The organism is Roseomonas aerilata DSM 19363, assembly GCF_000711725.1.
Taxonomy (GTDB): Bacteria; Pseudomonadota; Alphaproteobacteria; order Acetobacterales; family Acetobacteraceae; genus Roseomonas; species Roseomonas aerilata.
This window is the reverse complement of sequence record NZ_JONP01000048.1, coordinates 1-22,608: the sequence shown is the minus strand read 5'-3', so window position 1 is coordinate 22,608 and position 22,608 is coordinate 1. Positions and strand designations below refer to the sequence as shown.

The following is a 22,608-nucleotide window of genomic DNA, read 5'->3' as shown; positions in this document are numbered from 1 at the left end:
CAGAGGTCGTGGAGCACGCCATTGATGCGCAGAAACACCTCATCGAGGTGCCAGGTGTCACCCGGCCTCGGCCGGCGTCGCCGTAGCTTATAGGCGAACTCCGAACCGAACTTGCGGCACCAGTTCCGGATGCTCTCATGGGTGACGGTGACGCCCCGCTCCGCCAGGATCAGTTCCACGTCCCGTAAGCTCAGGCTGAACACATGGTAGAGCCAAACGGCATGGCTGATGATCTCCGTCGGAAAGCGGTACCCCGGGTAGGTAGAAGGGTCTGAGGTCATCCAGGCAGACTGCCCCGGCTCGCTCCTACCAGCCACGCCCCATCAACTTGCCAATGCTATCTAGGCGGCGAGAGACATACGGCACACCTTTGTATTCGAGCCAACTGTACTCGCCACGCGTAGGGGCGGCCGCTTATCCAGAAGAGTTCGTGATCCATCGTTGAGCCTTCCACGTTCATAGTTCTACCCCTGCACCGGTCAGTGCGTGTGTGAGTGTCAGCGGACGTGATCGGTACTTGTCGCCGGACCTTCTATGTCAGGCCATAAAGCGGACGATTCCTCCGTCCACCCGGAGTGCGGCGCCGCTGGTCGCGGATGCCTGCTCTGAGCAGGCGTAAACGATCATGTTGGCGACCTCGTCGGTCGTGGCGAAGCGCCGGATCAGGCTCGTGGGGCAGAGTGCTTGCAGGAAGCCCTGCTCGGCCTCCTCGACCGTTATACCCTTCTCCGCTGCCTGCTTAACCATGTGATCGCCGAGGATCTCGGATCGGGTCGGTCCCGGAAGCACCGCGTTGACCGTGACACCCGAGCCCGCGACTGCTTCGGCGAGGCCGCGCGAGACGGCGAGCTGCGCGGTCTTGGTCATGCCGTAGTCCAGCATTTCCTTGGGCGTGTTGACCGCGGACTCGCTGCTGACGAAGATCACGCGTCCCCAAGCCTTGCCGACCATGCGCGGCAAATAGTGGCGCGACAGGCGCACGCCGCTCATCACGTTGAGCTGGAATAGGCCAAGCCATTCCTCGTCGGGGATGGCCGCGATGTCGTCCATACCGTTATAGTCTCGGAGAAACGCCGTGCCGACGTTGTTTACGAGAATGTCGGCGTAAGGCGCCTGCGCGATGAAGGTGTTTGCCCCCTCCGCAGTCGCAAGATCGGCGGCGATGCCGGAAATGGCGCTTTGCGGAAACGCAGCGCGCATCTGCCGCATCGCTTCATCAACCCGCGCCTGGGTGCGACCATTGATGATGACCGAGGCGCCTGCCCGCGCCAGCCCTTCGGCGGCCGCTCGGCCGATGCCGGCGGTGGAGCCCGTCACGATGGCCGTGCGGCCGCTCAAGTCGATCCTCATGAGTTTGCCTTCCTGGTTTGGCGCCGGTCACCCTTGAGGATGCCGGCGCCATGGCTTCAGAGTGTTATGCTGGCCGCCCCAAGGGCGCCGTCGATGCGCTCATCGACTTCGCGCTTCGTCGCGGCCCAGGCAGGGACTGTGTCCAGCAAGCGTTGCTGCCAGGTGACAAGGTTGGGGAACTCGTTGAACGGCACCTTCGTGCGCTCGTTCTGCGAAAAGGGGGCCGCGATATCGAGATCCGCCAGCGTTAGATGATCGCCCACGATAAAGCGCCGGTCCGCGAGGTGCGCATCCAGTACGGCTCCAGCAGCGCGAATCTTGGCGAACGCCAGGTCGACGATGGTCTTGTCCTCGGGCTGGCCCATGAGGCGCTTGCCGATCCGCTCATCGAACGTGAGCACGGAGAAAACCCTCCACTGCTCACCCGACCAGAACATCCACTGCAGCACTTCGTACCGCTCTTGCGGCGTGGCGCCGAGCAGGTCGCTGCCAACCTTCTCCGCGAGGTAGATGTTGATCGCTGACGCCTCGTAGAGGACGACGTCGCCGTCCACCATCACCGGCGTCAGGCCGTGCGGGTTTAGGTTCTTCAGGAAGTCGGGCGCGTGGCTCTCACCCTTGAAAAGGTCGACATACACGCGCTCGATGTCGACGCCCATGATGGCTGCTGCGGATGTTACGCGACGCAGGCTGCCCGAACCGGGATCGCCATAGATCTTGATTGTCATTGGTAGATACTCCTTCTCTTGAGTTGATGAGGGTGCTCAGGCCGGGACGCCGGCAGGCAGCCGATCAAGCACCGGCAACAGCTCGGACGGATCGGGGCGCCGCGTGTAGTCGGGGTTGACCTCGGCATAGGCGATCACGCCATCCGTCCCGATCACGTAGCGTGCCGGCAAGATCTAGGTTATCCGTGAAGCCGGGTGTATCCACTCAACTTGGACAACACTTATCCGAGTATCAAATGAGTGCTCGATGGCAGGAGATGGCTGTTTTCGTCCGCGTGGCTGAGAGCGGCAGCTTTTCGCGTGCGGCGCGCGAACTGAAGCTCTCGCAACCCTCGATATCGCGCATCGTCGGCACGCTGGAAGCGCGGTTGGACACGACGCTGCTGTTGCGCACCACTCGCAGCATCTCGCTGACGGAAGCCGGCACCCTGTATCTGGAGCGCGCGAGATACCTGCTTGCGGAGATGGAGGAGGCCGAGCAGGCGACCCGCGGCGTGGACTCGCTGCACGGCGTGATCCGCCTCGCGATGCCCGTGCTCTATGGAACGCGCGCGGTCATTCCGGCGCTGGCGACGTTCCTGACTCGGCATCCGGATCTCCGGGTCGAGATGATCATGAGTGACGCGCGCCAGAACCTCATCACGGACGGAGTGGATCTTGCCATTCGCCTGGGCGTCGGGTCGCTGGATGACTCCACGTTCGGCGCCCGCAGACTTGGCGTGGTTGAGCGACTGGTTGTCGCGGCACCAGCCTATCTCTCAGCAAGGGGAACGCCGGCCAATCCGGCAGATCTCGCCCGGCACGACTGCATCGTCCAGCATGGCCTGTTCGGTCGCGAGAGCTGGCGCTTCTCGCACAATCAGACCGTCACCTCCATCGACGTCTCCGCGAAGCTCTGGATCAACTCAGCGTCGGGGGTGCTCGGGGCTGCGGTCGCGGGGCTGGGCATCGCGCTGGCGACCCGGGTGATGGCAGGAGAGGAACTGCGCACTGGTCAGCTTACACAGGTGTTCAAGCTGCATCGGCTCAATCCGGCCGAAGTTTATGCGGTTTTTCCGGCGGGTCCGCGTCCATCAGCAAGGGTTCGGGCAATTGTGGATCACCTCGGAGCGTCGCTCGGCACTTCGAGGTGATCAGAACTGAGCGCTGTTGCTGTCAGATTATTCCCAAATACGAACGTGCAGCAAAAAGGTGACGCCGCAGTATGCCAAAGCCACGCTGCTCGGTACCGCTTTCCCGATATCTGTTCCGAAATCAGTTATCTCGAGCCTGGCAAACTCACATGGAGAAACGGGAACCGCTTAGACACTGGAACGACCCGCCGCGCTAAGCCATCTATGTCTGCAAACCACCCCACCCGGCGCTAGCGTACCAGCCGGGGAGGCTAAAGGCCGCCGCCCCCAAGCGGAGCTTGACCGCCGTCCTTCAGGGATGACGTGCTCGGCACTATGATACTGCTCCCCGACCCTGCTGCACCCGCCCGCTCTCCCTGTTTCGGCCATCCCCAAGGGTTGTAAGCTCATCTTTGTCTACGCGGTCTGTTCGATCTCCGCAGTGGGAGCAGGCTATGAACGATCTTCTTAAAGTGCTGGCAGGCTTCGTCCTGACATACCTTTTGGGAAGCGTCAGCACGGCGGTCATCGTTGGAAAGGCGTACGGCAAGAATATACTGGAGCATGGCAGCAGGAGTGCTGGCCTGACCAACACGCTGAGAGTTTTGGGTAAGACTGCCGCCGTGGTCGTCCTGGTGGGAGATGTCGTTAAGGGAGTGTTGGCGTGCCTGATCGGCCTGTGGCTTGGCGTTTACGTTCACGCCGGAGCGGCCGTTGAGTGTGTCAGTCTGTTAGCCGCCGGAGCCGGAGCCGTCATCGGGCACAACTGGCCGGTCTACTTTGGCTTCCAGGGAGGCAAGGGGGCGCTCACCGGCCTGACGGTGCTCTTCATGATAGACTGGCAAATGGCTCTGATATGCCTCGCGCTTTTTGTTGCCGTGGTCGCATCAACTCGGTTCGTGTCCCTGGGAACGATAACCGCCACAGCGGTGTTCGCCGCTCTCTCATTCGTGCCCGGCTTCGCGACCACGGGCTACTTCAACGCGTTCGCTTGCTTGATGGCCCTCATCGTCATCCTCAAACACGGCGCGAACGTGAGACGGTTGTTGTCGGGCACAGAGAACAAGCTGTCGTTCGGATCGGCTTGAGACACCGAAGGACCGCTCACCACCTCGGACAGCGGTAGCCCACCCAGTCGGGAAAGCTATCGCGGCAGTCGCCCCTTCTCGGACATCGCCATACCCCAGTGCAGTCCTGTCATGGCTGAGAACAGCAGTACGGTAATTTCCGAGACTCGCCACCTCTCCACGTCGGACGTGGCGGAGTATCGCGATCTGCGCCTCGCCGGCCTTCAGGCGCATCCGGAAGCGTTCGGCGCTTCCTGGGAGGAAGAGGCCGCCTAACCCCTCACATGGTTTAAGGATAGGCTCGACGGGAACGTCATCTTCGGCGGGGGTACGGCGGTTGTGGCGGAACCATAACTCATTCCCGGAGGCCCGGACTTCTTTCTTTGTGCCTATGCAGCCGCGCTGCGCGACGCAGGTAAAGAATGTGGACCGCCGCGCGCACCGCGTGCTCACTTCCGGCTATGGGAAACCGCGTTCATCTGGAGCTGCGCGGCTCCGGCCTGCCCTACCTCACGGAGGAGGACGAGGAGGCTGTGGTCGGCCTGACGGCCAACAACGGCCTGCCCCTCTTCTGGTTCGCCCTGCTCCGGGAGGAGCACCTCGGCGGCACCTGGGAGAGGGAGTTCCGCACCGCCTTTGCCGATCCGGAGGAACATGCGGTCGACCCCATCCGTCTCGGCTGGCGCGAGGCGAGGGCAAACCTGACCTCGGCCTGCCGGCTGGCAGAGGCGCGCCTGCCGGGGCTGGCACCGGCCCTGAGGGCGTGGGAGGCCGGAATCGTCACCCTGGCCGGGCGGGGACCCTCGCAGGAGGTCCGCCTCTACCTCGCGGAACATGCGAACTTCTACGACAGCGCTGACGCCTTCCTCGATGCACTCCACCGCGCCGTGCGGATCTGGCACGGTCCCGGTCGCCCGGAGATGCCACCGGTCGGGGATGCCTCCTCCGACCTGACAGGCGTCGACCGGCAGACTGACCGACCCTTCCCGGAGGTCCTCCCGGACTGGCAGCCCGGCCGTCCCGTTCCCGGGCTATCCGCAGGAGGGCGCAACACCACGGGAGGGGCCGCGGAGTGGGGCATGGTGGCCCTCTTCTCCGGTGTCGTCCTCGGCGCCGCGTGGCTCTGTGGAGCCCTTCTCGGCCGGGGCGGCATGTGGGCGGGTGGCGGACTCGCCTTCCTTGCGGGATGTGTCGCTGTCTGGCGATGGGCCAAAGCCTTCCCTCCAGGATGACGTCGACCGATCTATGAGCTGTCCTGCTAAGGCGGCAGGGCGCGATGCGCCCTGCCGACCCGAAGCGGCCCTAGGTCGCGGTTGCCCTGCTCCGCTCCTTGAGACCCTTCCAGATGCCGACCCCGCTGATCGCTATCCAAAAGAATTCCATCAGCGCGGATGCAAGATCGAAGTTGAAGTAGAGCGAGAAGGCGATGAGGAATGATCCAAGGAGATTGACGACCGGGAACGCAAGGTCTTCAGAGTTGAGAAGCCTCGTTTGCGTAGCGAAGTAGGCAGCAACCACGATCAGTGTCCCGGTAGAGCCTACGAGGTCGACGTAGGTAAGGTTGCTGAACAGCTCGGTCACGCGGTCCTCTCATAGTCCGATACGCGGTGTGTCGTAACATATTGCGCTTTCCCGAATAGCAGGGGGTGCGCCTCAGCGCGTGTTCGCTGCCACAGACCTGGCGTTAGCTCCAGCCCAGGAGGTAGCGCCGCGCCCGACGCAAGCCGGTTTCTGTGGTCGGCCATAGAGCCTGACCCGGAGGCGAGATACAGGGTTAGCACCGCGGCGTCCCCCAACCGCTGCCCGCCCTGTGTCGGTAGACCAGATCTCCTGGATCCTGCCCCAGGGCCTGGGGGTCCACCGTGGCGCCGATCCGCTCGGCAAGGGCGATGGATCGCGCGTTTTTCGGGTCGACGTAGCTGACGAGGCTGTCCAAGCCGAGCGCCTCGTGCGCCCAGTCCCGCAGGACCGTCGCCGCCTCGGCCGCGTAGCCTCGTCCCTCATGCCCATCATAGATGAGCCAACCGAGTTCCTTCTCGGGGTAGAGCGGCCCGTGGCTGATGCCGACCTGCCCAACGCATTCACCCGTAGCCCTGAGATCGACCATCAGGGCCCCGTGTCCGTGAAGCGTCCACCCAGCCACCTCGTGGCAGAACAGTCCCCAGGCCGCACGGGTGCCGTAAGGCCCGCCCATGCCGCGCGTGCGAGCCGAACTCAAGAAGGCGGCGTAAGCTGGAAAGTCTGCCTCGGTGGGCGCGCGCAAGATGAGGCGATGGGTCATCAGCGTTGGAATGGATGGTGCGGTCACGCCGGCCTCTGCGGGGATGCAGCCTAACCCATCCCTCGTAGCCTCAAGTGGGGCTGCGTCAAACGAAAGTCTGGTTTCCAACTTGAGCGGTCATCCACCAGGGCGGTTGGTATAAGCCAATACATCGTGGGCCTCAGCCGGTCCTGTCGGCGAGCAAGTCCGGTAGTTCCCGCATGTGTCGGAAGGGGACGGCACCCAAGCTGCCCATGGCTTCTGCGTCTGCGTCCGTGCTGACGAAGGCGAGGACGCGCATGCCGGCGGCGCGGCCGGCTTCCACGCCGCCGGTGCTGTCTTCGACCACGTCGCAGTCCTCCGGGCGGAAGCCGAGCGCGCGGGCGGCGTGGAGGAAAAGGTCCGGGGCCGGTTTCCAGAAGCCGGTTTCGGGCGAGCTGAAGAGCCGTCCCTCAAATCGCGGCAGGAGGCCGGCTGCGCCAAGCGTCAGCCGCATCTTTGCCATACTGCCGCCCGACGCGACGCAGGTTGGTCGATCGATGCGATCCAGCGCCTCTGCGATCCCCGGCACAGGCTTTACTGATGCGAGGGCGGTCCTGAGATCCGCCCGCATCTTGTCCGGCAGGTCTGGAGGTAGCGGGGTGCTGAGTTCGGCCTCTATCTCCGCCAGGATCGCCGGCAAGCGCCGGCCGCGGAAGCGCGGCAGGGCCTCGGCGGCTGTAATAGCCAAGCCGAGCGACGTGGCGGCGCGGGCCAGGACCTCGGCGGCGAGGATCTCGCTGTCCACGAGCACACCATCGCAGTCGAAGATGACCAGACCATGCCTGACCATGCGCTCTGTCATCCCTCACGATGCAGGCGGAGCCTGCCCAGGAAGAGGCATGTTGTCATCTGCCTGCGACCATGCAAACCTGTATGCAGGATGGGATACAATGCTGGACAGCATCACGCCGCGATACGAAGTCGCTTACGAGCAAATCCGGGGCATGATCCTGGATGGCCGTCTGCGCCCCGGGGAGACGATCTCCGAGGTCCAACTCGCCGAGCGGCTCCAGGTCAGCCGGACCCCCGTGCGGGAGGCCGTCAAGCGTCTCGTCGGGCAGGGGCTGTTGGAGGTCGTCACCACGCGCGGCTTCCGGGTCTTCCGGCCGACCGCGGAGGACGTGGCGGAGGTCTACTTCCTGCGCGCGGCCATCGAGGGGGCGATCGCCCGGATCGCCGCTGGCCGCCGGACCGCTGCGGACATCGATGCGATGCGCGACCTCCACGTCCGCAGCCGCGAGGCGGCCGGCCAGGGCGACGTGCCGGCCCTCGTCGAGCTGAACGGCCGCTTCCACCGCATCCTCGCCGACGCCTGCGGCAGTGGCCGTGCCCTGGCGGCGCTGGAGGGGCTTGAGCCGCTCGTGGCCGCCTACCGCCGCCTCTCGTTGCTCTCGCCTGCGCACCAGGCCGGATCGGTGGCCGAGCACGCCCGGCTGATTGATCTGCTGGAGGCCGGCGACGGGGCGGCAGCCGAGGCGCTCATGCGCGAGCACATCGCTCATGCCGGGCGAAGGGTGGTGGAGGCGGTGATGCAGATTGAGCCCGCCCCTACGCCAGGAGCGGGCGGGCACCTGCGGAACCTGGACGCCTTGGCTGGACGACCCGTTCCGAACGACTGACGCGGGCCGCAAGGACCCACCTGGAGGAGACGAACATGACGGACCTGAATTACGACGTGGCGATCGTCGGCGGCGGGGTCACCGGCGTCGCAGCCGGGATCGCAGCGGCGCGGAGCGGGGCGCGGACAGTGGTGCTGGAGCCGCGCCCCTTCGTGGGCGGTAACGCGACCACTGGGCTCTGCCTCCACAGCTTCCTGACGCGGGACATGCGCCAGACCGTCTTCGGCATCGCCCAGGAGATGGTGGACCGGCTGATCGCGGTCGGCGCCGCCGTCGGGCACGTCCCTTACGGCGGCTTCGTCAGCGCCGTCACGCCCGTGGACGGCGACTGGTTCCGAATCGTCGCGGCGGAGATGCTGGCCGAGGCGGGCGCGCAGGTCATCTACGGCGCGAGCGTCGTCGGTGTCGAGCGGGACGGCGCAACCGTCACCGGGCTGGTGACGGCAATGAAGGGCGGGCTGCGGACCGTGCGCGCCGCCTCCTACGTCGACACGAGCGGCGACGCCGACATCGCGACCTTCGCCGGTTGCCCAACCCGCAAGGGCGAGGAGGGCACGGGCAAGATGCAGCCCGTCTCCATGCTCATGCACTTTCACAACGTGGACACGAAGACCATCGCCGCTACGATCGGCGAGGTGGCTCCCGCCATGGCGACGCGCCCCGACCACCCTGAGCCGATCCCGGTCTACTTCAACGGCACCTTCAGCGCCTGGAACGACGTGATCGAGCGCGAGGGGATCTTCCCCAACCGCGACCACAAGGTGTTCTTCAACACCGTCTGGCCGAATCGGATCAACGTGAACACGTCCGCCGTCTTCGGCGTGGACGGTACCGACCCGCTGGCCATGTCGCGCGCCATGCAGGACCTGACGCAGCAATGCGTCCGCGCTGGGAACTTCATCCGCAAACACGTTCCGGGCTTCGAGGGCTCCTACTTCATGCCCCAGGTCGTTGCGGGCGTCCGGGAGTCTCGCAACATCGTCGGCGAGTACGAGATCACGAAGGAGGACGTGCTGGAGGGGCGGAAGTTCAACGACACGGTCGGGCAGATCTGCTTCCCCGTGGACATCCACCACCCCGACACCGGCCAGGCCTACTTCGTCGATGTTGGCGGCGACGGCGCCTTCGACGTGCCCTACCGCTCCCTGCTGCCGCAGGGCGTGGACAATCTGATCGTGGCGGGGCGATGCCTCTCGGCCACCCACTTCGCCCACGGCGCGACCAGGAACATGGCGCCCTGCCTCGTCACGGGCCAGGCGGCCGGCACCGCGGCGGCCATGGCGGCGGGGCGGAACGCGCCGCTCGCCCGGCTCGACGTGAGCGCGCTGCAGGACCGCTTGGCAGAAGAGGGGGCCTATCTCGGCCGCGCCTTCGAGAGGAACGCCGCGACCGTGTAAGCCGGTTAACGCAGCAGGGAGGAAACAAGAATGAAGCGTCGCTCGATCCTGGCCCTGACGTCGGGGACCCTCGCGGCCCCGGCACTCCTGAGCGCGAGAGCCCAGGAGGTCTGGCCGTCCCGCCCCATCCGCATCGTCGTGCCCTTCCCGCCGGGCAGCGCGTCGGACACCCTCGCGCGCGGCCTCGCGGCGCGGATGAGCGAGGCGCTGGGACAGACGACCGTAGTGGAGAACCGTCCCGGCGCCGGCGGCACGATCGGCACCGACGTGGTCGCCAAGGCGGCACCCGACGGGCACACCTTCCTCATGGCCACCGCTGCCCACACGATCACGGCGGCGACCTACGCGAAGCTGCCCTTCGACGCGAAGGGCGACTTCGTTCCAGTCACCCGCCTCATCGCGACGCCCCTGGTGCTGGTGGTCCACCCCTCCGTCGAGGCGCGAACCGTGGCGGAACTCGTCGCACTGGCGCGGCGCTCCCCAGGCGCGATCAGCTTCGCTTCCTCGGGCAATGGCACGTCGCACCAGATGGCAAGCGAGTTGCTGAAGTCACTCGCGAAGATTGACATCGTTCACGTTCCCTACCGCGGCAGCGCGCCGGCGCAGACCGACCTCGTGGCGGGACGGTGCCAGATGATGTTCGACAACATCGTCGCCGTCATCGGGCAGGTGCGCGACGGGCGGCTGCGCGCCGTAGCCGTCTCCACGCCCGAGCGCTCGGCCATCCTGCCGGACGTTCCAACCGTCGCGGAGTCCGGATACCCCGGCTTCGAAGTCTCGGCTTGGTTCGGTCTCATGGCGCCGAAGGGGACGCCGGCCGCGATCATCGAGAAGGGCGCGCAGGTCGCCGGAGCGGCGGTGCAACACCCCTCCCTTGCGGAGCGCCTCGTGGCCGAGGGCGCCATCGTGAACCCGGACGGCCCTGCCGCGTTCGCGCGCTTCCTGGACAGCGACTTCAGCAAGTGGGAGGTCGTCGCTCGAGAGGGCCAGATCCGGCTCAGCGACTGACTCCGACAGGCCGAGCCTGCCCAGTCAACAAGCTCTTGCCGCTCGAGGCGTTGAAGAAGGCCTGGAAACGGTAACGGTCAGATGCCCACAGAACCGTCCCCAGCGATCGGGGATAACTTGCCTCCAGTCAGGAGCGGGCTGCTGATCCTCACGTCCGATCCGCTTCTCCGTGTTTGCCCCGATGCGGCGGGTAGGGTTGTTCCGCCAGAGGTCGGCCGGTTGGAGGTACCCGAGAGCGACATCGGCCGAGCGATGGCGGGTCTGCCGCATGACCTGGGCGAGGTCGGCCCCGGCCTCGCCGGCGGCCGTCGCCAGCCCCGCGCGCAGTGAGTGCCCCGAGAAGCGCTCCCACCCCTCGATCCCGGCGTCCTGAGCCGCCCCCTTCACCAGCCGCCACAGCGCCTGGTCGGAGAGCTCCGGACCCGTGAGCCGCCCGGCCTTGCTCATACCTAGGAAGAGCGGCCTCTCGCCATGCGAGGCACCCCCTGTGATGTCCGGTCCCTTCCGGCGGAAGACAAGCCATGCCTCGAGGGCGGCGAATGAGCAGAAGCCCAGCTCGCCCGGATTGACCCAGACGGCGACCTCCCGGCCAGTGCCGCGCTGGTCGGTCGTGGAGCAGCGGACGAGCACGCAGAGGCCGCGCCCGGGGACAGAGGTGACGTCGCCGAGGCTGAGCCCAGCGAGCTCGCTCCGGCGGAGCGCGGCGCCGAAGCCGACCAACAACAGCGCGCGGTCGCAGGCGCCGAGCGGGGTGGCGGGAAGGGGCGGGTGGCCAGCATCAGCCGGAGCACCTCGGGTCCGGCAGCCGCGGCCTTTCCGCGCGAGCGGGTGCCCCTGTCGCGGACGCGGGTGGCGTAAACGGCGGCGCGCGCTGAGAGCGCCTGCAGCTCGGCCGCCTGGTCGACCGTCCCGGGCACTCGGAAGCCGTCGAGCAAGCGGGTGTGCAGCATGAGGGTCTCGGCCGCGGCGGAGGCGGGGCAGGGGGCACGCTGTCGGGCCTGCGCGAGGGCGCGTGCCCGGTTCCGTCCGATAAGGGGATTAACGGACGGAACGGTAAGGGTGCCCCGCCTCGCCCCCGTTCCACGAAATATAGCCGGGCTTGTCTCTGAGAACCCCTGTTTTTGCTGCCTCAAACGAGGTGCCACGCACGATAATCCCCCTCTTATCGTGCCTGATGTGAGAGGGGAGGGCGTGTGCCACGATCTTCCACTGTGCTGAGTTTGCCCAGATCAGACTCTCCCGATGGTGAGGCTAGTAGTGGACGCGGCCGAAAGCGGCTTGGTTGGTGCCGAGGAAGGGAGAGCGCCAGCCCTAACGCGACGCAGTGGTCCGCCACTCGGGAAAGCGACGCCCAGTGTGCCGGACTATCCGAAAATGAGGGACTGATGCACCGCTGTCCCTGCTAGCGCACCGTCGCCCACGGCCAGGGACACGGACCCGGCCGCTCGCGCCGCATCCCCGCAGGCGAAGACGCCCGGCACGCTCGTTCCCCTCCTTGCATCGGTCCAGATGAACGGTCCCATGGGACCGTCCTCAAGGACACAACCCAACCCTTCCACCACCGCGCTGCTGAACCGGGTGCGGGGTACCAGGAACAAGCCGTCCAGCGGGATGCTGCGCCCATCCTCCAAACGCATCATTGCCCGTGCTCCGTCTACGGCGATGACGGGCATCTCCTCGATGCTGACGCCGCGGGCCGCCAGTGCCGCTCGCTGCTCCGCGTCCGGATGATGGATGCCTTGGGTGAACAGCGTGGTGTGGCCCCACTCGGGGATCAGCATGGCCTGATGGAACCAGAACGCCCCGGTCGCCAATACGCCGAGGCGGCCCCTCTCCAGCTCATACCCATCGCAATAGGGGCAGAGAAACACGCTGGCGCCCCAGCGCTCGCGCAGTCCGGGCAAGTCGGGCAACTCGTCGGTGACCCCGGTCGCAAGCACTAGGCGTCTCCCCCCATGCTGCCCACCACCCTCAAGCAGCACCTGGAAGCCGTCCTCGGCCGCGACGGCCGACCCGACGGTTCCCTCGATCCAGGTCACCGTAGGGTACTTCAGCAGCTGCTCGCGGGCGCACTCCGCGATGGCACCGGGCGGCTCGCCATCCCGGGTGAGAAAGCCGTGCGAGTGCTTCGCGAACCGGTTCCGCCGGTGTCCAGCATCCACAACCAGGACTTGGCGCCGCGCCCGGGCAAGCTGCAGGGCCGCGGCCATGCCGCCGTAGCTGCCGCCGATGATGATGGCGTCATGCAGCATGGGTGGCCGCTCCCGGATGGCTGCCCCGGAGCGAGAGGCGGCTGTGGAAATCGGCCGAGAGCGCGGCCAGCGTGACGTCGCCGAGCCGTTGCACGAGCAAGGCCTCGGCGTCCTGCAAGGCGTCACTCAGGGCGCTGTTCACGGCCTGCTCGACCAGGCAGACCGGGTTCTCGGTCTTGTGGCCGATGGCGAAAATCTGCGGGGCGCCGAGCGCGTCGTAGATGTCGCGCAAGGTCACGGCGTGCAGGTCGCGGGCCAGCCGCCATCCGCCGCCATGCCCTTTCTCGGACCGGACCAGCCCCATTTCGCGCAGCCCTGCCATCGTCCGGCGAACCACGGCTGCGTTGGTATTCATGCACGCGGCCAGCGCCTCTGATGTCATGGGGCCGTCCTGCTCGGTCATGTGGAGCAAGGCATGCAGGATGGCCGAGAGGCGGGTGTCACGGTTCATGTATCCTCAAATGATACATGATAGCTCGCTCATCAAGGTCGCCTGTCGATGCTGATTGGGAGGAAGGGTTCGTCTAGGCCGAAAAGGCCCGCGATTCGGTCCCGACGTTCTCGAAACAAACCGGCGGGGTCGTGGCGGGGTTACGGGTCGTTCAGGATGGCCGCGCATGCGCGCTACACGGGGAGCTTCGCTTGAGCACAGGGTTGATCGCGCTGTTGGACGACATCGCCGGACTGGCCAAGGTCGCGGCGGCCTCGCTGGACGACGTGGCGGCGCAGTCGGCCAAGGCCGGCGCCAAGGCGGCAGGCGTGGTGATCGACGATGCCGCGGTGACGCCGCGCTACGTGGTGGGCTTCGCCGCGGCGCGCGAGGTGCCGATCGTGGCAAAGATCGCGTGGGGATCGCTCAAGAACAAGCTGTTGTTCCTTCTCCCTGGCGCGCTGCTGCTGAGCCTGTTCGCGCCCTGGGCCATCACGCCGCTGCTGATGCTTGGCGGCGCCTACCTCTGCTACGAGGGGGCCGAGAAGGTGTGGCACGCAGTGGCGCCGCACGGGGCCGGCCGGCACGAGGCCAAGGTACTGGCGCCGCCAGAAAACCCCCAGGCGCTGGAAGACGCCAAGGTGCGGAGCGCCATCGGCACCGACTTCATCCTGTCGGCCGAGATCATGGCGATCACGCTCGGTACCCTGCCCGACGTGCCGCTGTGGGAACAGGCGGTGATTCTGGCCATCGTCGGGGCCGGCATCACGGTGGGCGTTTACGGGGTGGTGGCGCTAATCGTGAAGGCGGATGACGCGGGGCTGGCGATGGCGGCCGGCGAGCGTCCGATCTCCGCAATCTTCCGCCGGCGGATTGGCCAGCCTAGCGGCGCCGACCTCACGGTGCGGCCGGTGACGCAGGCGATCGGGCGCGGGCTGGTGGTCGGGATGCCCTGGTTCCTCAAGGTGCTGGCGGTTGTGGGCACGGCGGCCATGGTGTGGGTGGGCGGCGGGATCATCGTGCACGGGCTGGCGAGCTACGGCTTGCCGGGGGTGGAGCACGCGATCCACGGGGTCGCCGTCGGGGCGGCGGATGCGGTGCCGGCGGTGGCGGGTGCGGTGGAATGGCTGGCGACGGCGGCGGGTTCGGGCGTGGTAGGCCTGGTGGTCGGCGCGGTGCTGATTCCCGTGGTGCAGTTCGTGGTGTCGCCGCTGATCGGCCTGTTCCGGCGGGAGCCGAGGGGACACAGAGCGGCGGGCGCCTGACAGGGGACGCCGACGCTGCCAGCAGGGTCCGGTTAGGGTTGGGAAAGAGCAATCTGGGGCGGACCTGCACCTTCCACTCCACTCTGCGCCAAGCTGGGTACCAAAATCCTATCGCCGCCCTCGATTCTGAGCGGACTTGGCATGCCATCCTATTCTTCCCCGCTGCCAAGGTGCGGTCGGCCCGTCCGCCAAGCGCGCCAACCTTCCGGCAGGTCCACAAGCTCGTTCAGTGTGCCGTCGCGAAGCATCATGCTGCTCAAGGCATCGATCATGGCTTCCTCCTCCCGCGGCTCGCCCGGCGTGCTGTCGTAGAACTGCCAGCTTCCGTCATCGGCATCGTGAAAGACGAGGGCGATCCACGCACCGTCTTGGACGATACTCCACGTCGTAAACACGGCCACATTCGGAGGGTCGTCGAACATCCATTCCGTCACATCAATCTTCCACCAGGAGCGTGTTGCGCTCCGTCCATGGTCGCGGAATGCCCTCAAGAGCTGGGGCGAGCCATCGACACCGGCCCGGTCTGATTACCGTTGCCTTCCACAGAAATGACTGGATTCCACTCTCTTCGGCGATAGCCCTCCGCCGGGAAGCTATCGCAGCAGGCGACCCGGAGGCATCAGCGCCCAGTCATGCGCTACTTGGGCTTGGCCATCGGCCGGTCGCGAACGGACAGCCCGAACACTGCTACCGTGACGCGGTCGGCAGTAGCATGGCGCCCAGCTCAGAGACCCTCCGGCTTCGAGACGTTTCGGTTAAACCGCCCGCATCCGGCGAACCGCGGCTGTGTCGCCATGCTAGGCGAAGCCTTTGCCGTTTCCGATCTGGGGAACCGAACGCATGCGCCGCACCTCGATGCCACGGAGCGCCCTCACCGCTATGTTTCTTCTCCTCGCCGGAGCGGCCTGGGCGCAGGGCGGTGGGCGGCCGGAGGTGGACTGGGTTGAGCTCGCCATGGGCTTCATCGGTGGCCTAGCGCTGTTCCTGTTTGGTGTCGCGCAGCTCGCCGAAGGCTTGCGAGACGCGGCTGGCGACCGGGTGAAGTCGCTGCTCGGGCGCGCCACGGCTGGCCCGGTGCGCGGCCTGCTGACCGGGGTGGCGGCAACCACCCTGCTCGACTCCTCCTCCGTGACCATTATCCTGCTGATCGGCTTGGTGGATGCCGGTCTTCTCGGCTTCGCTCAGGCCTTGCCGGTGATCCTGGGCAGCAACATCGGGACTACCGTGTCGTCCCAGGTCTTCGCCATTGGGGTGGACGAGTATGCGCCAGTGGCGATGGTGGCGGGGCTGCTGCTGCGCGCCCTGGCCGGGCGCGACGACCTCCGTGCCTGGGGCACGGCGCTGCTCGGCGTCGGGCTGGTGCTGTTCGGCCTGCACGTGCTGGGCGAGGCCGTGGAGCCGCTGCGTGACCACCCGGCGGTCCTGGAGTGGATCAAGGGCATGAGCACCCCCATGCTCGGAGTGCTGGCGGGGGCAGCCTTCACGCTGCTGATCCAATCCTCCTCGGCGACGCTCGGCGTGGTGATCGTGATGGCGGGGCAAGGATTGATCGAGCTGCCCACCGGCCTCGCCATCATGCTCGGCGCCGAGATCGGCACCTGCTCGGACACGCTGGTGGCCACGGTCGGCCGTTCGCGCCACGCGGTCCGAGCAGGGGTGTTCCATCTGCTGTTCAACCTCGTGACCGTGACGGTCGGGGTACTGCTGATTGACGGGCTTGCCGCCATTGCGCGCTACACGAGCGGCGAGGTGCCCAACCAAGTCGCGAACGCCCATGTTGCCTTCAACCTACTGGGCGCGGCGGTCTTCCTTCCCTTCAGCGCCCGCATCGCGGCGCTGCTCGCGCGCGCCATCCCGGACCGCGAGGAGCCCGGAGATGCAGGCCGCGTCGGACCAGTGCCCCGCCCGGCGGACTAGCGGAAGGCGCGAGAGCCTGCCGCATCCAGTTCGTCGTCGCGAGTTCAGCGTGCATCCGACTTAGGATCGGGCAGATTAGCCCAGCCCAGCCCTGGCCAGAAACGTCCAAGCTGGTGGTGACCACCGCGGCAGGCGACCCAAAGCAGCGGTAGAGCCGAAGGCGGGCGTTTCAACGCTGGCCGAAAATACGCCCGTCCAGTGCCAGGAGGCCGAGCCCGATCAGGACCATGCCGCCAAGCTGAGGTGTCGATAGCTGCTCGCCCAGGAACGCTGCCCCCAGCAGGATTGCGCTGACCGGGATCAGCAGCGTGACCAGGGACGTGTTCGTCGCCCCTGCCGTAGCGATGAGGCGGAAGAAGATGATGTAGGCCAGCGCCGTGGACAGGAGGGCCAAGCTTATCAGGGCACCCAGCACGGCAATTCCTGGCACGGCGAGGCGCCAGGGTTGGTCGATCAGCAGCACGAGCGGAAGCGCCATAATCGTCGTGCCGGCGATCTGTCCGAAGGCACTCACGGCGGGATCAATGCCCATCCGCTTGAAGCGGCGGCCATAGGTATTGGCGAAGCCATAGGAAAGCGCGGCGCCGAGGCAGGCCAGAATGCCCCACAGGGCTCCTCCTGCGGCCCCGGCTGCTTGCCCGCCCAGCAGCACGGCCACGCCGGCGATCCCAAGCGCGATCCCGGTCACCTTGGCAACAGTCAGCTTCTCATCCTGCGCCAGGAAGTGAGCAACCAGGATTGAGAAGACCGGCGTGGTGGCATTGAGGATGGAAGCCAGTCCGCTGCCGATGAAGGTCTGCCCCCAGAAGATCAGCGTGAAGGGGACAAGACTGTTCAGTAACCCCATGCCGAGGAAGGCCAGCCAGAGGTTGGCAGAGGTTGGAGCGGCGATGCTTCGCAGTCGGAGGTAGGCCCACAAGGCAACGGCAGCGATGCCAACGCGCGCCAGCACCACCGTCAGGGGCGGCAATTCGGACAGGGTGATCTTCGAGAAGAAGAAGGACCCGCCCCAGAGGAGCGAGAGGAGACAGAGGAGGCCCCATTCGGAGGGGCGCATACGGCGAGGCTCGGACACGCGGGGAAACCTTGTGGTGAAGGGAGGCGCATGGATCGCCTGTCGGAGCGGCGCTGCCTCGCCAGAATCGGACCTCATCGTCTGTGCTGTCTTCCGATCAGTGTATGGTCGGTGACATGACGGACGAGGCTGCGATCTGGGAAAGGGCCTGGGCGGACCGTGACCCCGCATTCGATGGGGCGTTTTTCGCTTGCGTCAGGACCACGGGGATCTACTGCCGGTGCGTCTGCCCCGTTCGCCTTCCTTTCCGCCGAAACGTGGATTTTGCCCCGAGCGCCGCAGCGGCCGAGGCAGCGGGTTTCCGTCCTTGCCTGCGGTGTCGGCCAGAAGCAGCGCCATTCTCCCCCGCCTGGAAGGGCACTCTGACGACGGTGGAGCGGGCTTTCAGGCTCATCGTCGATGATGGTGCGCTCGATGGGGAGGGAGCCACCGTCGAAGGTTTGGCAGCACGATTGGGCATGACGGAGCGACACCTCCGGCGATTGTTCTGCCGCCACCTTGGGGCTACGCCGACGGCAATCGCTCGAACGGCCCGAGTGCAGCGGGCCAAGCGCCTACTGACCGGAACTGACCTGTCGATGACCGAGGTTGCTTTACAAGCAGGCTTTGGAAGCCTGCGGCGCTTCAACGCTGTCTTTGTCGAGGTCTACCGCCGTCCGCCGGGTTCGATCAGGCGAAAGACGCCAAGTCACCAGGCCGAACCCGCATTGGTGGCCGAAGCCCTAACTGGCTCCAGCCTCGGCTGAATGGGGAAGGCGTCATCCTTCACCCCTCGCAGTGGTGCGCAAGGCGCTATGTCTGCTGTCCACCCAAGTCGGCTGTCGCGCCGCCCTGTGTTGACGATCAGTCCCGCGTTTTATCCACGTCGCCCGGCTCACCCCAGATGCCTTTGGTGGGGTTGTTGCGCCATAGATCGGCGGGTCGGAGGTAGCCGAGCGCAACGTCGGCCGAGCGGTGCCGGGTCTGGCGCATGACCTGGGCGAGGTCGGCACCGGCCTCGCCGGCGGCGGTGGCGAGCCCCACGCGAAGCGAGTGCCCTGAGAAGCGCTCCAGCCCTCGAGCCCCGCCGCCTCGGCCGCGCCCTTCACCAGCTGCCACACCGCCTTGTCCGACAGCTCCTGCCCTGTGAGGCGCCCGGCCTTGCTCATCCCCACGAAGAGCGGCCTCTCTCCATCCGAGGCTCCGCCGGTGATGTCCGGCCCCTTCTGGCGGAAGGCGAGCTAGGCCTCGAGGGCGGCGAGTGGGCAGAAGCCCGTCTCCTTTGGGTTGGCCCAGACAGCGACCTCCTGGCCGGCACCGCGCTGGTCGGTCTTCGAACGACGCACGAGCACGCGAAGCCCCCGCCCGGGAACGGGGGTGACGTCGCCGAGCGCGAGGCCCGCGAGCTCGCTCCGGCGAAGGGCGGCACCGAAGCCAACCAACAAGAGCGCCCGGTCGCGGGCGCCGAGCGGGGTGGCAGGGGAGGGGCGGGAGGCGAGCATCAGCCGGATCACATCGGGCCCGGCGGCCGCGGCTTTTTGGCGCGGGCGGGTTCCCTTATCGCGGGCGATGCTCTCGAGAACCATGATGAGGCGGAGGTGGCGGAGGTCGAGCGCCACCCCGGCGAGGCGGTGGGCGGCCCCGATGGCGGCGAGGTGGCCGCGCAGGCTGGCGGCGGCGAGGCCGCGGTCGGCGCAGCGGACGGCGTACATGGCGGGCGTCTCGGGGTCGCCCGCGAGGGGTTCGCGGCCGAGGGAAGCGCACCAGGCCTGGAAGGCACTCCAGGCGGAGCGGTGGGCGCGGCGGGTGCCCTCGCCGCCGGCGCGGGTGGCGTAGACCGCGGCGCGCGCCGACCTGAGCTGGTCGATCTACCTTCATGATTAGTAGATTACCAAAACTTAACCAGATTCCACTTTCGACGTTTTAGAACATACACACCATCAGATTACCCGTCTGTCCGGCAGCGTCACTCATGCGCTGCATGACAAGGAAACTGTCTGACCATGGCTGACGAGAAGGCTGCAGCGAAGAACGTCATCCTGCTTATCTCGGACGGCGCCAGCCCGGGAACCTGGGACGCCGCCAGCTACTATCAGCACGGCGAGCTGGGTGAGCAGGCCTACGATAGCTTTTCGACCAAGGGCTATATGAGCACCTACCCGCTCACCACTTCATCCACGCCCACCAACACCCTGGAGGGCGAGCTCGGCTACGATCCGACGCAGGTGTGGAACGCGGCGCCGGCAAAGGGGATGTTCGGCAACTATCCCGCGGCTTTCGAAGGCTATGAGTATCTGCGCAGCGGCATCACCGACAGTGCCGCCGCGGGCACGGCGCTCGCCACCGGTGTCAAGACCTACAATAATGCAATCAGCTACGACAACTTCGGCCAGCCGCTCATGAGCATTGGCGACTACGCGGTCGAAAGCGGACGTGCGCTCGGCGTCGTGACAAGCGTTCAGTGGTCGCACGCCACGCCAGCCTCCTTTGCGGCCCACAACGCGAGCCGCAACGACTATGAAGGCATCTCCAAGGAGATGATCGAGAGCGGCAAGGCCTCCGTCATCATGGGCGCCGGTCATCCCTTCTACGATGCGGACGGCGAGTTCCGGATACCTACGAGCGCGGGCGATTATCGGTACGTCGGCGGCGCGGAGACCTTCGCCGAGGTTCTCTCCGGCAACACCGATTACACCTTCATTGACAGCGAGGCCCAGTTTGAGGCTCTGGCTAATGGCACTTTCAGCTTCGGGGAAGGCGACAAGATCCTCGGTACTTTCCGCAACGGCTCGACACTACAGCAAGGCCGTGAAGGCACGGGCATGGGTGACCAGCTCGTGAATATGCCCGAGCTTTCCATTATGGCCGAGGGCGCGCTGAACGTTCTCAGCCAGGACGACGACGGCTTCTTCCTCATGGTCGAGGGCGGCGCCGTGGACTGGGCGGCCCATGCCAACGACACCGGCCGCATTATCGAGGAGCAGATCTCCTTCAACGAGACCGTCGCCTCCGTTATTGACTGGGTTGAGGCGAACAGCAGCTGGGAAGAGACGCTGGTCATCGTCACGACCGACCACGGGAATGGTCTTGTGCTCGGGCCTAATGCAGTCACGGTGCCATTTCAGCCCGTGCAGAACAACGGTCAGGGCGAGATTCCGGGTGTTAGCTGGCACACTGGCAATCACACGAACGAGCTGGTGCCGATCTGGGCCGAGGGGCCTGGCTCCGAGCTGTTGGCAGAAGCGGCGACGATGATCGACCCAGGGCTCGCGAACTACGAATACCGCGGGATGGGGGAGAACTACCTCGACAACACGGATGTTTTCCACGTGATGATGCGAGCCATGGGGCTGGATAATGTTGCCGTCACGGATGAGGTGGCTGCTGCGGAGACCGCGGCCATCGCGCTGGCCGGGGCGGCTTCCACTTCATCGGATCTAGTTTTTGCCTGAATTCCACGTCTGCGGGCAGCAGGGCGCCCTCGCGGGCGCCCTGTTCAGGCTCTGGACGGCATCGTCCCGTTGCTAGGAACTGCGACCACCTTCGGTTCTGTCGGCGCTCACGCCACGGATGCCCAGGTTGGCGAGCTGGGTCAGGCGTGGATAAGCGCCTGACGGGTTGATGGGCAGCTGGCGGCCTGAGATGGAGTGCGTGGACTGCGGTTCGGCGGAGACGACCGAGCGGCGGGACCGTATGGCCCAGGGCTACCGGAGGTTCCGGTGCAACAGCTGCGGTCGAGGGTTCAACGAGCGCAGATCGGGGTTGCTGAACAGGGCTCAGTACCCGAGCGACGTCATCTCTCGTGGTGCGGTGGCGCTTACGCTACCGCCTGACCTTGCGGGATTTCGCGGAGATATTCCTCCTCCGCGGCATCGTGTTCAGCCAGGAGGTGGTCTGCGAGCGGACGGCACCTTCCAGGGCAGCGTCGACTACCTGCACGCGTTCAACCAGAACCGGGTCGGCGAGAACGAGACGCCGACGAAGGGCTACGACCTGGTGAACGCGCGGATTGGGTACACCGCGCGGCTCGACGACGTCAGGACGGCAAATTTCTCTGTCGTCGGCACTAACTTGCTGGACTCCGACATCCGGAACGTCGCGTCCTTCAAGAAGGACGAGGTGCTGCTGCCCGGCCGGACCGTGCGCCTGCTCGCGACGCTGACCTTCTGATCCTCGACCGTTCGGGAATCGTTGAAGGCGCGCTAGGAGTTCGCCCAACGATTTTCAGTGCGGATGAGACCGCCGGGAACCATTTCAAGGCTCCCGGCGGCCCAGGTGGCGGCCCTTTCTCATCCGACCGCACCGGCTCCTCGCCCGTCGACGGCCCGCGCCCGAAGAACGCTGGCGCCCGCCGCGACATGCGGGAGCGGCACTCCATAGATCCTGCGGTGGGCGGCATCTGCCGCCGCCTGCTCCATGGCTTCGCATTCATCAAGGTAGCGCAGCAGGCGCCGTTCCGCCCGCGCGCTGCTGGCGGTCCGGCGACGGAACATCCGCCAGAGCATCAAGACATTCACCGACCATGCGTCGTAAGCATGTTCCTGGATCCGGCGCCGGACGGCACCAGGTAGGGCCTCCAGCGCCGACCACTCGTCGCCGTGCCAGCGCCGCCACATCTCCTCCCTGGGACTGACGTCATTATCGGCCAGGATACCCCGGCGCGGCGGGGCCGCCGCCACGCTCATCCGGCCACCTGGCAGGCCTCGAAGCCCCGGCGCAGCGCGACACGGTTCAGATCGCGCCCGATGAAGACAATCTTGCTGCGCCGGGCGCCGCCGGGCTTCACCGGCCCGATGAAGTCGCCGTCAGCCAGCATGTGAACGGCCTGGAACGCGTAACGGCGACCATCGTCATGGAAGTGTAAGATGCCTTTCGACCGCAGCAGGTCCTGGCCCTTGGTCCGGAGCAGCTCACTGATCCAGGTATGGAAGCGCTCCTCGTCCAACGGCCGCTCCACCTCGAAGGAGACGGAGCCGATCGCATCGTCATGCTCGTGGTCGTCCTCGCCCGAGAGGAAATCCGGCTCCATCTCCAGCACACGGGAGAGATCGAAGGCGCCGCGCCCCATCACCTCCTCCGTCGGCAGCTCGGCCTTCTGCGTCCGGTG

General features: G+C 66.3%; 26 protein-coding genes and 2 pseudogenes. 12 read left to right on the top strand and 16 right to left on the bottom strand.

What is annotated here, in order from left to right:
- The 4 genes and pseudogenes from BO39_RS25780 to BO39_RS35040 all read right to left on the bottom strand — a co-directional run.
- Nucleotides 1–281: pseudogene (locus tag BO39_RS25780) on the bottom strand (IS6 family transposase); the annotation flags it as partial.
- A gap of 256 nt (nt 282–537) precedes the next feature.
- The gene (locus tag BO39_RS25775) at nt 538–1,350 is read right to left on the bottom strand and encodes an SDR family NAD(P)-dependent oxidoreductase (protein ID WP_043839145.1); all 813 of its coding nucleotides are present in this window, start codon (nt 1,348–1,350) and stop codon (nt 538–540) included.
- Between the two features lie 56 nt (nt 1,351–1,406).
- On the bottom strand, nt 1,407–2,078 hold the full coding sequence (locus tag BO39_RS25770; protein WP_043839143.1) for a glutathione S-transferase family protein: 672 nt from the start codon (nt 2,076–2,078) through the stop codon (nt 1,407–1,409).
- A 36-nt stretch (nt 2,079–2,114) separates the two neighbouring features.
- Entirely contained in the window at nt 2,115–2,249 is a 135-nt protein-coding gene (locus tag BO39_RS35040; protein ID WP_281175629.1) for a hypothetical protein, read from the bottom strand.
- Nucleotides 2,250–2,335: 86 nt separating this feature from the next.
- Between BO39_RS35040 and BO39_RS25765 the strand changes: the two genes are divergently transcribed.
- From BO39_RS25765 to BO39_RS25755, 4 genes are all read left to right on the top strand, one after another.
- Nucleotides 2,336–3,211, top strand: a complete 876-nt coding sequence (locus BO39_RS25765; protein WP_084698515.1) for a LysR family transcriptional regulator — start codon at nt 2,336–2,338, stop codon at nt 3,209–3,211.
- Nucleotides 3,212–3,645: 434 nt separating this feature from the next.
- Complete coding sequence (gene plsY, locus BO39_RS25760; protein WP_043839139.1) at nt 3,646–4,278, top strand: glycerol-3-phosphate 1-O-acyltransferase PlsY; 633 nt, start codon at nt 3,646–3,648, stop codon at nt 4,276–4,278.
- 111 nt (nt 4,279–4,389) lie between these two features.
- On the top strand, nt 4,390–4,533 hold the full coding sequence (locus tag BO39_RS33060) for a hypothetical protein (protein WP_156963926.1): 144 nt from the start codon (nt 4,390–4,392) through the stop codon (nt 4,531–4,533).
- A gap of 185 nt (nt 4,534–4,718) precedes the next feature.
- The gene (locus BO39_RS25755; RefSeq protein ID WP_043839137.1) at nt 4,719–5,489 is read left to right on the top strand and encodes a hypothetical protein; all 771 of its coding nucleotides are present in this window, start codon (nt 4,719–4,721) and stop codon (nt 5,487–5,489) included.
- Nucleotides 5,490–5,559: 70 nt separating this feature from the next.
- Here the strand turns inward: BO39_RS25755 and BO39_RS25750 are convergent, their stop codons facing one another.
- The 3 genes from BO39_RS25750 to BO39_RS25740 form a co-directional block, all read right to left on the bottom strand.
- Nucleotides 5,560–5,838, bottom strand: a complete 279-nt coding sequence (locus BO39_RS25750) for a CBU_0592 family membrane protein (RefSeq protein ID WP_043839135.1) — start codon at nt 5,836–5,838, stop codon at nt 5,560–5,562.
- Nucleotides 5,839–6,031: 193 nt separating this feature from the next.
- Nucleotides 6,032–6,565 (bottom strand): GNAT family N-acetyltransferase, encoded by a 534-nt coding sequence (locus BO39_RS25745; protein ID WP_245615411.1) that lies wholly within the window; start codon nt 6,563–6,565, stop codon nt 6,032–6,034.
- A 133-nt stretch (nt 6,566–6,698) separates the two neighbouring features.
- Nucleotides 6,699–7,349 carry an HAD family hydrolase gene (locus tag BO39_RS25740; protein ID WP_043839130.1) on the bottom strand — a complete coding sequence of 217 codons (651 nt, stop codon included), beginning with the start codon at nt 7,347–7,349 and terminating at the stop codon, nt 6,699–6,701.
- 100 nt (nt 7,350–7,449) lie between these two features.
- Here BO39_RS25740 and BO39_RS25735 point away from each other — a divergent pair, with 100 nt between their 5' ends.
- The 3 genes from BO39_RS25735 to BO39_RS25725 are packed head-to-tail and all read left to right on the top strand — an operon-like array spanning nt 7,450 to nt 10,583.
- The gene (locus tag BO39_RS25735) at nt 7,450–8,178 is read left to right on the top strand and encodes a GntR family transcriptional regulator (RefSeq protein ID WP_043839128.1); all 729 of its coding nucleotides are present in this window, start codon (nt 7,450–7,452) and stop codon (nt 8,176–8,178) included.
- 35 nt (nt 8,179–8,213) lie between these two features.
- Entirely contained in the window at nt 8,214–9,575 is a 1,362-nt protein-coding gene (locus tag BO39_RS25730) for an FAD-dependent oxidoreductase (protein ID WP_043839126.1), read from the top strand.
- A 30-nt stretch (nt 9,576–9,605) separates the two neighbouring features.
- Nucleotides 9,606–10,583, top strand: coding sequence for a Bug family tripartite tricarboxylate transporter substrate binding protein (locus BO39_RS25725; RefSeq protein WP_043839123.1), 978 nt, complete (start codon nt 9,606–9,608; stop codon nt 10,581–10,583).
- Nucleotides 10,584–10,607: 24 nt separating this feature from the next.
- Here the strand turns inward: BO39_RS25725 and BO39_RS25720 are convergent, their stop codons facing one another.
- From BO39_RS25720 to BO39_RS25710, 3 genes are all read right to left on the bottom strand, one after another.
- The gene (locus BO39_RS25720; protein WP_084698514.1) at nt 10,608–11,564 is read right to left on the bottom strand and encodes a site-specific integrase; all 957 of its coding nucleotides are present in this window, start codon (nt 11,562–11,564) and stop codon (nt 10,608–10,610) included.
- Nucleotides 11,565–11,947: 383 nt separating this feature from the next.
- Complete coding sequence (locus tag BO39_RS25715) at nt 11,948–12,835, bottom strand: NAD(P)/FAD-dependent oxidoreductase (protein WP_043839121.1); 888 nt, start codon at nt 12,833–12,835, stop codon at nt 11,948–11,950.
- On the bottom strand, nt 12,825–13,286 hold the full coding sequence (locus BO39_RS25710) for an Rrf2 family transcriptional regulator (RefSeq protein WP_043839118.1): 462 nt from the start codon (nt 13,284–13,286) through the stop codon (nt 12,825–12,827). The genes BO39_RS25715 and BO39_RS25710 overlap by 11 nt, the downstream gene beginning before the upstream one ends.
- A gap of 191 nt (nt 13,287–13,477) precedes the next feature.
- Between BO39_RS25710 and BO39_RS25705 the strand changes: the two genes are divergently transcribed.
- A complete protein-coding gene (locus tag BO39_RS25705; protein WP_043839116.1) occupies nt 13,478–14,530 on the top strand; it encodes a DUF808 domain-containing protein in 1,053 nt (350 codons plus the stop codon).
- A 149-nt stretch (nt 14,531–14,679) separates the two neighbouring features.
- Here BO39_RS25705 and BO39_RS25700 read toward each other — a convergent pair whose 3' ends face one another.
- On the bottom strand, nt 14,680–14,952 hold the full coding sequence (locus tag BO39_RS25700; RefSeq protein ID WP_043839155.1) for a hypothetical protein: 273 nt from the start codon (nt 14,950–14,952) through the stop codon (nt 14,680–14,682).
- 418 nt (nt 14,953–15,370) lie between these two features.
- Between BO39_RS25700 and BO39_RS25695 the strand changes: the two genes are divergently transcribed.
- Nucleotides 15,371–16,447, top strand: coding sequence for a Na/Pi cotransporter family protein (locus BO39_RS25695; RefSeq protein ID WP_052402710.1), 1,077 nt, complete (start codon nt 15,371–15,373; stop codon nt 16,445–16,447).
- Nucleotides 16,448–16,616: 169 nt separating this feature from the next.
- On the opposite strand, the gene BO39_RS25690 is transcribed toward BO39_RS25695, so the two are convergent.
- Nucleotides 16,617–17,504, bottom strand: a complete 888-nt coding sequence (locus BO39_RS25690; protein WP_084698513.1) for a DMT family transporter — start codon at nt 17,502–17,504, stop codon at nt 16,617–16,619.
- 122 nt (nt 17,505–17,626) lie between these two features.
- On the opposite strand from BO39_RS25690, the gene BO39_RS31655 reads away from it, so the two are divergent.
- The gene (locus BO39_RS31655; protein ID WP_084698516.1) at nt 17,627–18,268 is read left to right on the top strand and encodes an Ada metal-binding domain-containing protein; all 642 of its coding nucleotides are present in this window, start codon (nt 17,627–17,629) and stop codon (nt 18,266–18,268) included.
- A 97-nt stretch (nt 18,269–18,365) separates the two neighbouring features.
- On the opposite strand, the gene BO39_RS25685 is transcribed toward BO39_RS31655, so the two are convergent.
- Nucleotides 18,366–18,620, bottom strand: coding sequence for a site-specific integrase (locus BO39_RS25685; protein WP_156963924.1), 255 nt, complete (start codon nt 18,618–18,620; stop codon nt 18,366–18,368).
- 122 nt (nt 18,621–18,742) lie between these two features.
- Nucleotides 18,743–19,213 (bottom strand): site-specific integrase, encoded by a 471-nt coding sequence (locus BO39_RS25680; protein ID WP_043839111.1) that lies wholly within the window; start codon nt 19,211–19,213, stop codon nt 18,743–18,745.
- Between the two features lie 291 nt (nt 19,214–19,504).
- Between BO39_RS25680 and BO39_RS25675 the strand changes: the two are divergent.
- Both BO39_RS25675 and BO39_RS25670 read left to right on the top strand, forming a co-directional pair.
- Nucleotides 19,505–20,530 (top strand): annotated as a pseudogene (locus BO39_RS25675) (alkaline phosphatase); the annotation flags it as partial.
- Nucleotides 20,531–21,263: 733 nt separating this feature from the next.
- The gene (locus BO39_RS25670) at nt 21,264–21,671 is read left to right on the top strand and encodes a TonB-dependent receptor (protein ID WP_169742839.1); all 408 of its coding nucleotides are present in this window, start codon (nt 21,264–21,266) and stop codon (nt 21,669–21,671) included.
- Nucleotides 21,672–21,790: 119 nt separating this feature from the next.
- Here BO39_RS25670 and BO39_RS25665 read toward each other — a convergent pair whose 3' ends face one another.
- Both BO39_RS25665 and BO39_RS25660 read right to left on the bottom strand, forming a co-directional pair.
- Nucleotides 21,791–22,186 (bottom strand): DUF6525 family protein, encoded by a 396-nt coding sequence (locus tag BO39_RS25665; protein ID WP_052402591.1) that lies wholly within the window; start codon nt 22,184–22,186, stop codon nt 21,791–21,793.
- Nucleotides 22,183–22,608, bottom strand: a 426-nt coding sequence (locus BO39_RS25660) for a CobW family GTP-binding protein (RefSeq protein WP_043838737.1), incomplete at its 5' end; no start/stop codon positions are given. The genes BO39_RS25660 and BO39_RS25665, both read right to left, overlap by 4 nt.

Bases quoted from the DNA above. Each gene is read 5' to 3' on its own strand.
- BO39_RS25695 (WP_052402710.1), top strand. From the start codon at position 15,371: ATGCGCCGCACCTCGATGCCACGGAGCGCCCTCACCGCTATGTTTCTT.
- BO39_RS25700 (WP_043839155.1), bottom strand. From the start codon at position 14,952: ATGTTCGACGACCCTCCGAATGTGGCCGTGTTTACGACGTGGAGTATC.
- BO39_RS25770 (WP_043839143.1), bottom strand. From the start codon at position 2,078: ATGACAATCAAGATCTATGGCGATCCCGGTTCGGGCAGCCTGCGTCGC.
- BO39_RS25730 (WP_043839126.1), top strand. From the start codon at position 8,214: ATGACGGACCTGAATTACGACGTGGCGATCGTCGGCGGCGGGGTCACC.
- BO39_RS25665 (WP_052402591.1), bottom strand. From the start codon at position 22,186: ATGAGCGTGGCGGCGGCCCCGCCGCGCCGGGGTATCCTGGCCGATAAT.
- plsY (WP_043839139.1), top strand. From the start codon at position 3,646: ATGAACGATCTTCTTAAAGTGCTGGCAGGCTTCGTCCTGACATACCTT.
- BO39_RS31655 (WP_084698516.1), top strand. From the start codon at position 17,627: ATGGTCGGTGACATGACGGACGAGGCTGCGATCTGGGAAAGGGCCTGG.
- BO39_RS25735 (WP_043839128.1), top strand. From the start codon at position 7,450: ATGCTGGACAGCATCACGCCGCGATACGAAGTCGCTTACGAGCAAATC.
- BO39_RS25690 (WP_084698513.1), bottom strand. From the start codon at position 17,504: ATGCGCCCCTCCGAATGGGGCCTCCTCTGTCTCCTCTCGCTCCTCTGG.
- BO39_RS25725 (WP_043839123.1), top strand. From the start codon at position 9,606: ATGAAGCGTCGCTCGATCCTGGCCCTGACGTCGGGGACCCTCGCGGCC.
- BO39_RS25765 (WP_084698515.1), top strand. From the start codon at position 2,336: ATGGCTGTTTTCGTCCGCGTGGCTGAGAGCGGCAGCTTTTCGCGTGCG.
- BO39_RS25755 (WP_043839137.1), top strand. From the start codon at position 4,719: ATGGGAAACCGCGTTCATCTGGAGCTGCGCGGCTCCGGCCTGCCCTAC.
- BO39_RS25715 (WP_043839121.1), bottom strand. From the start codon at position 12,835: ATGCTGCATGACGCCATCATCATCGGCGGCAGCTACGGCGGCATGGCC.
- BO39_RS25775 (WP_043839145.1), bottom strand. From the start codon at position 1,350: ATGAGGATCGACTTGAGCGGCCGCACGGCCATCGTGACGGGCTCCACC.
- BO39_RS25710 (WP_043839118.1), bottom strand. From the start codon at position 13,286: ATGAACCGTGACACCCGCCTCTCGGCCATCCTGCATGCCTTGCTCCAC.
- BO39_RS25680 (WP_043839111.1), bottom strand. From the start codon at position 19,213: ATGTACGCCGTCCGCTGCGCCGACCGCGGCCTCGCCGCCGCCAGCCTG.
- BO39_RS33060 (WP_156963926.1), top strand. From the start codon at position 4,390: ATGGCTGAGAACAGCAGTACGGTAATTTCCGAGACTCGCCACCTCTCC.
- BO39_RS25740 (WP_043839130.1), bottom strand. From the start codon at position 7,349: ATGGTCAGGCATGGTCTGGTCATCTTCGACTGCGATGGTGTGCTCGTG.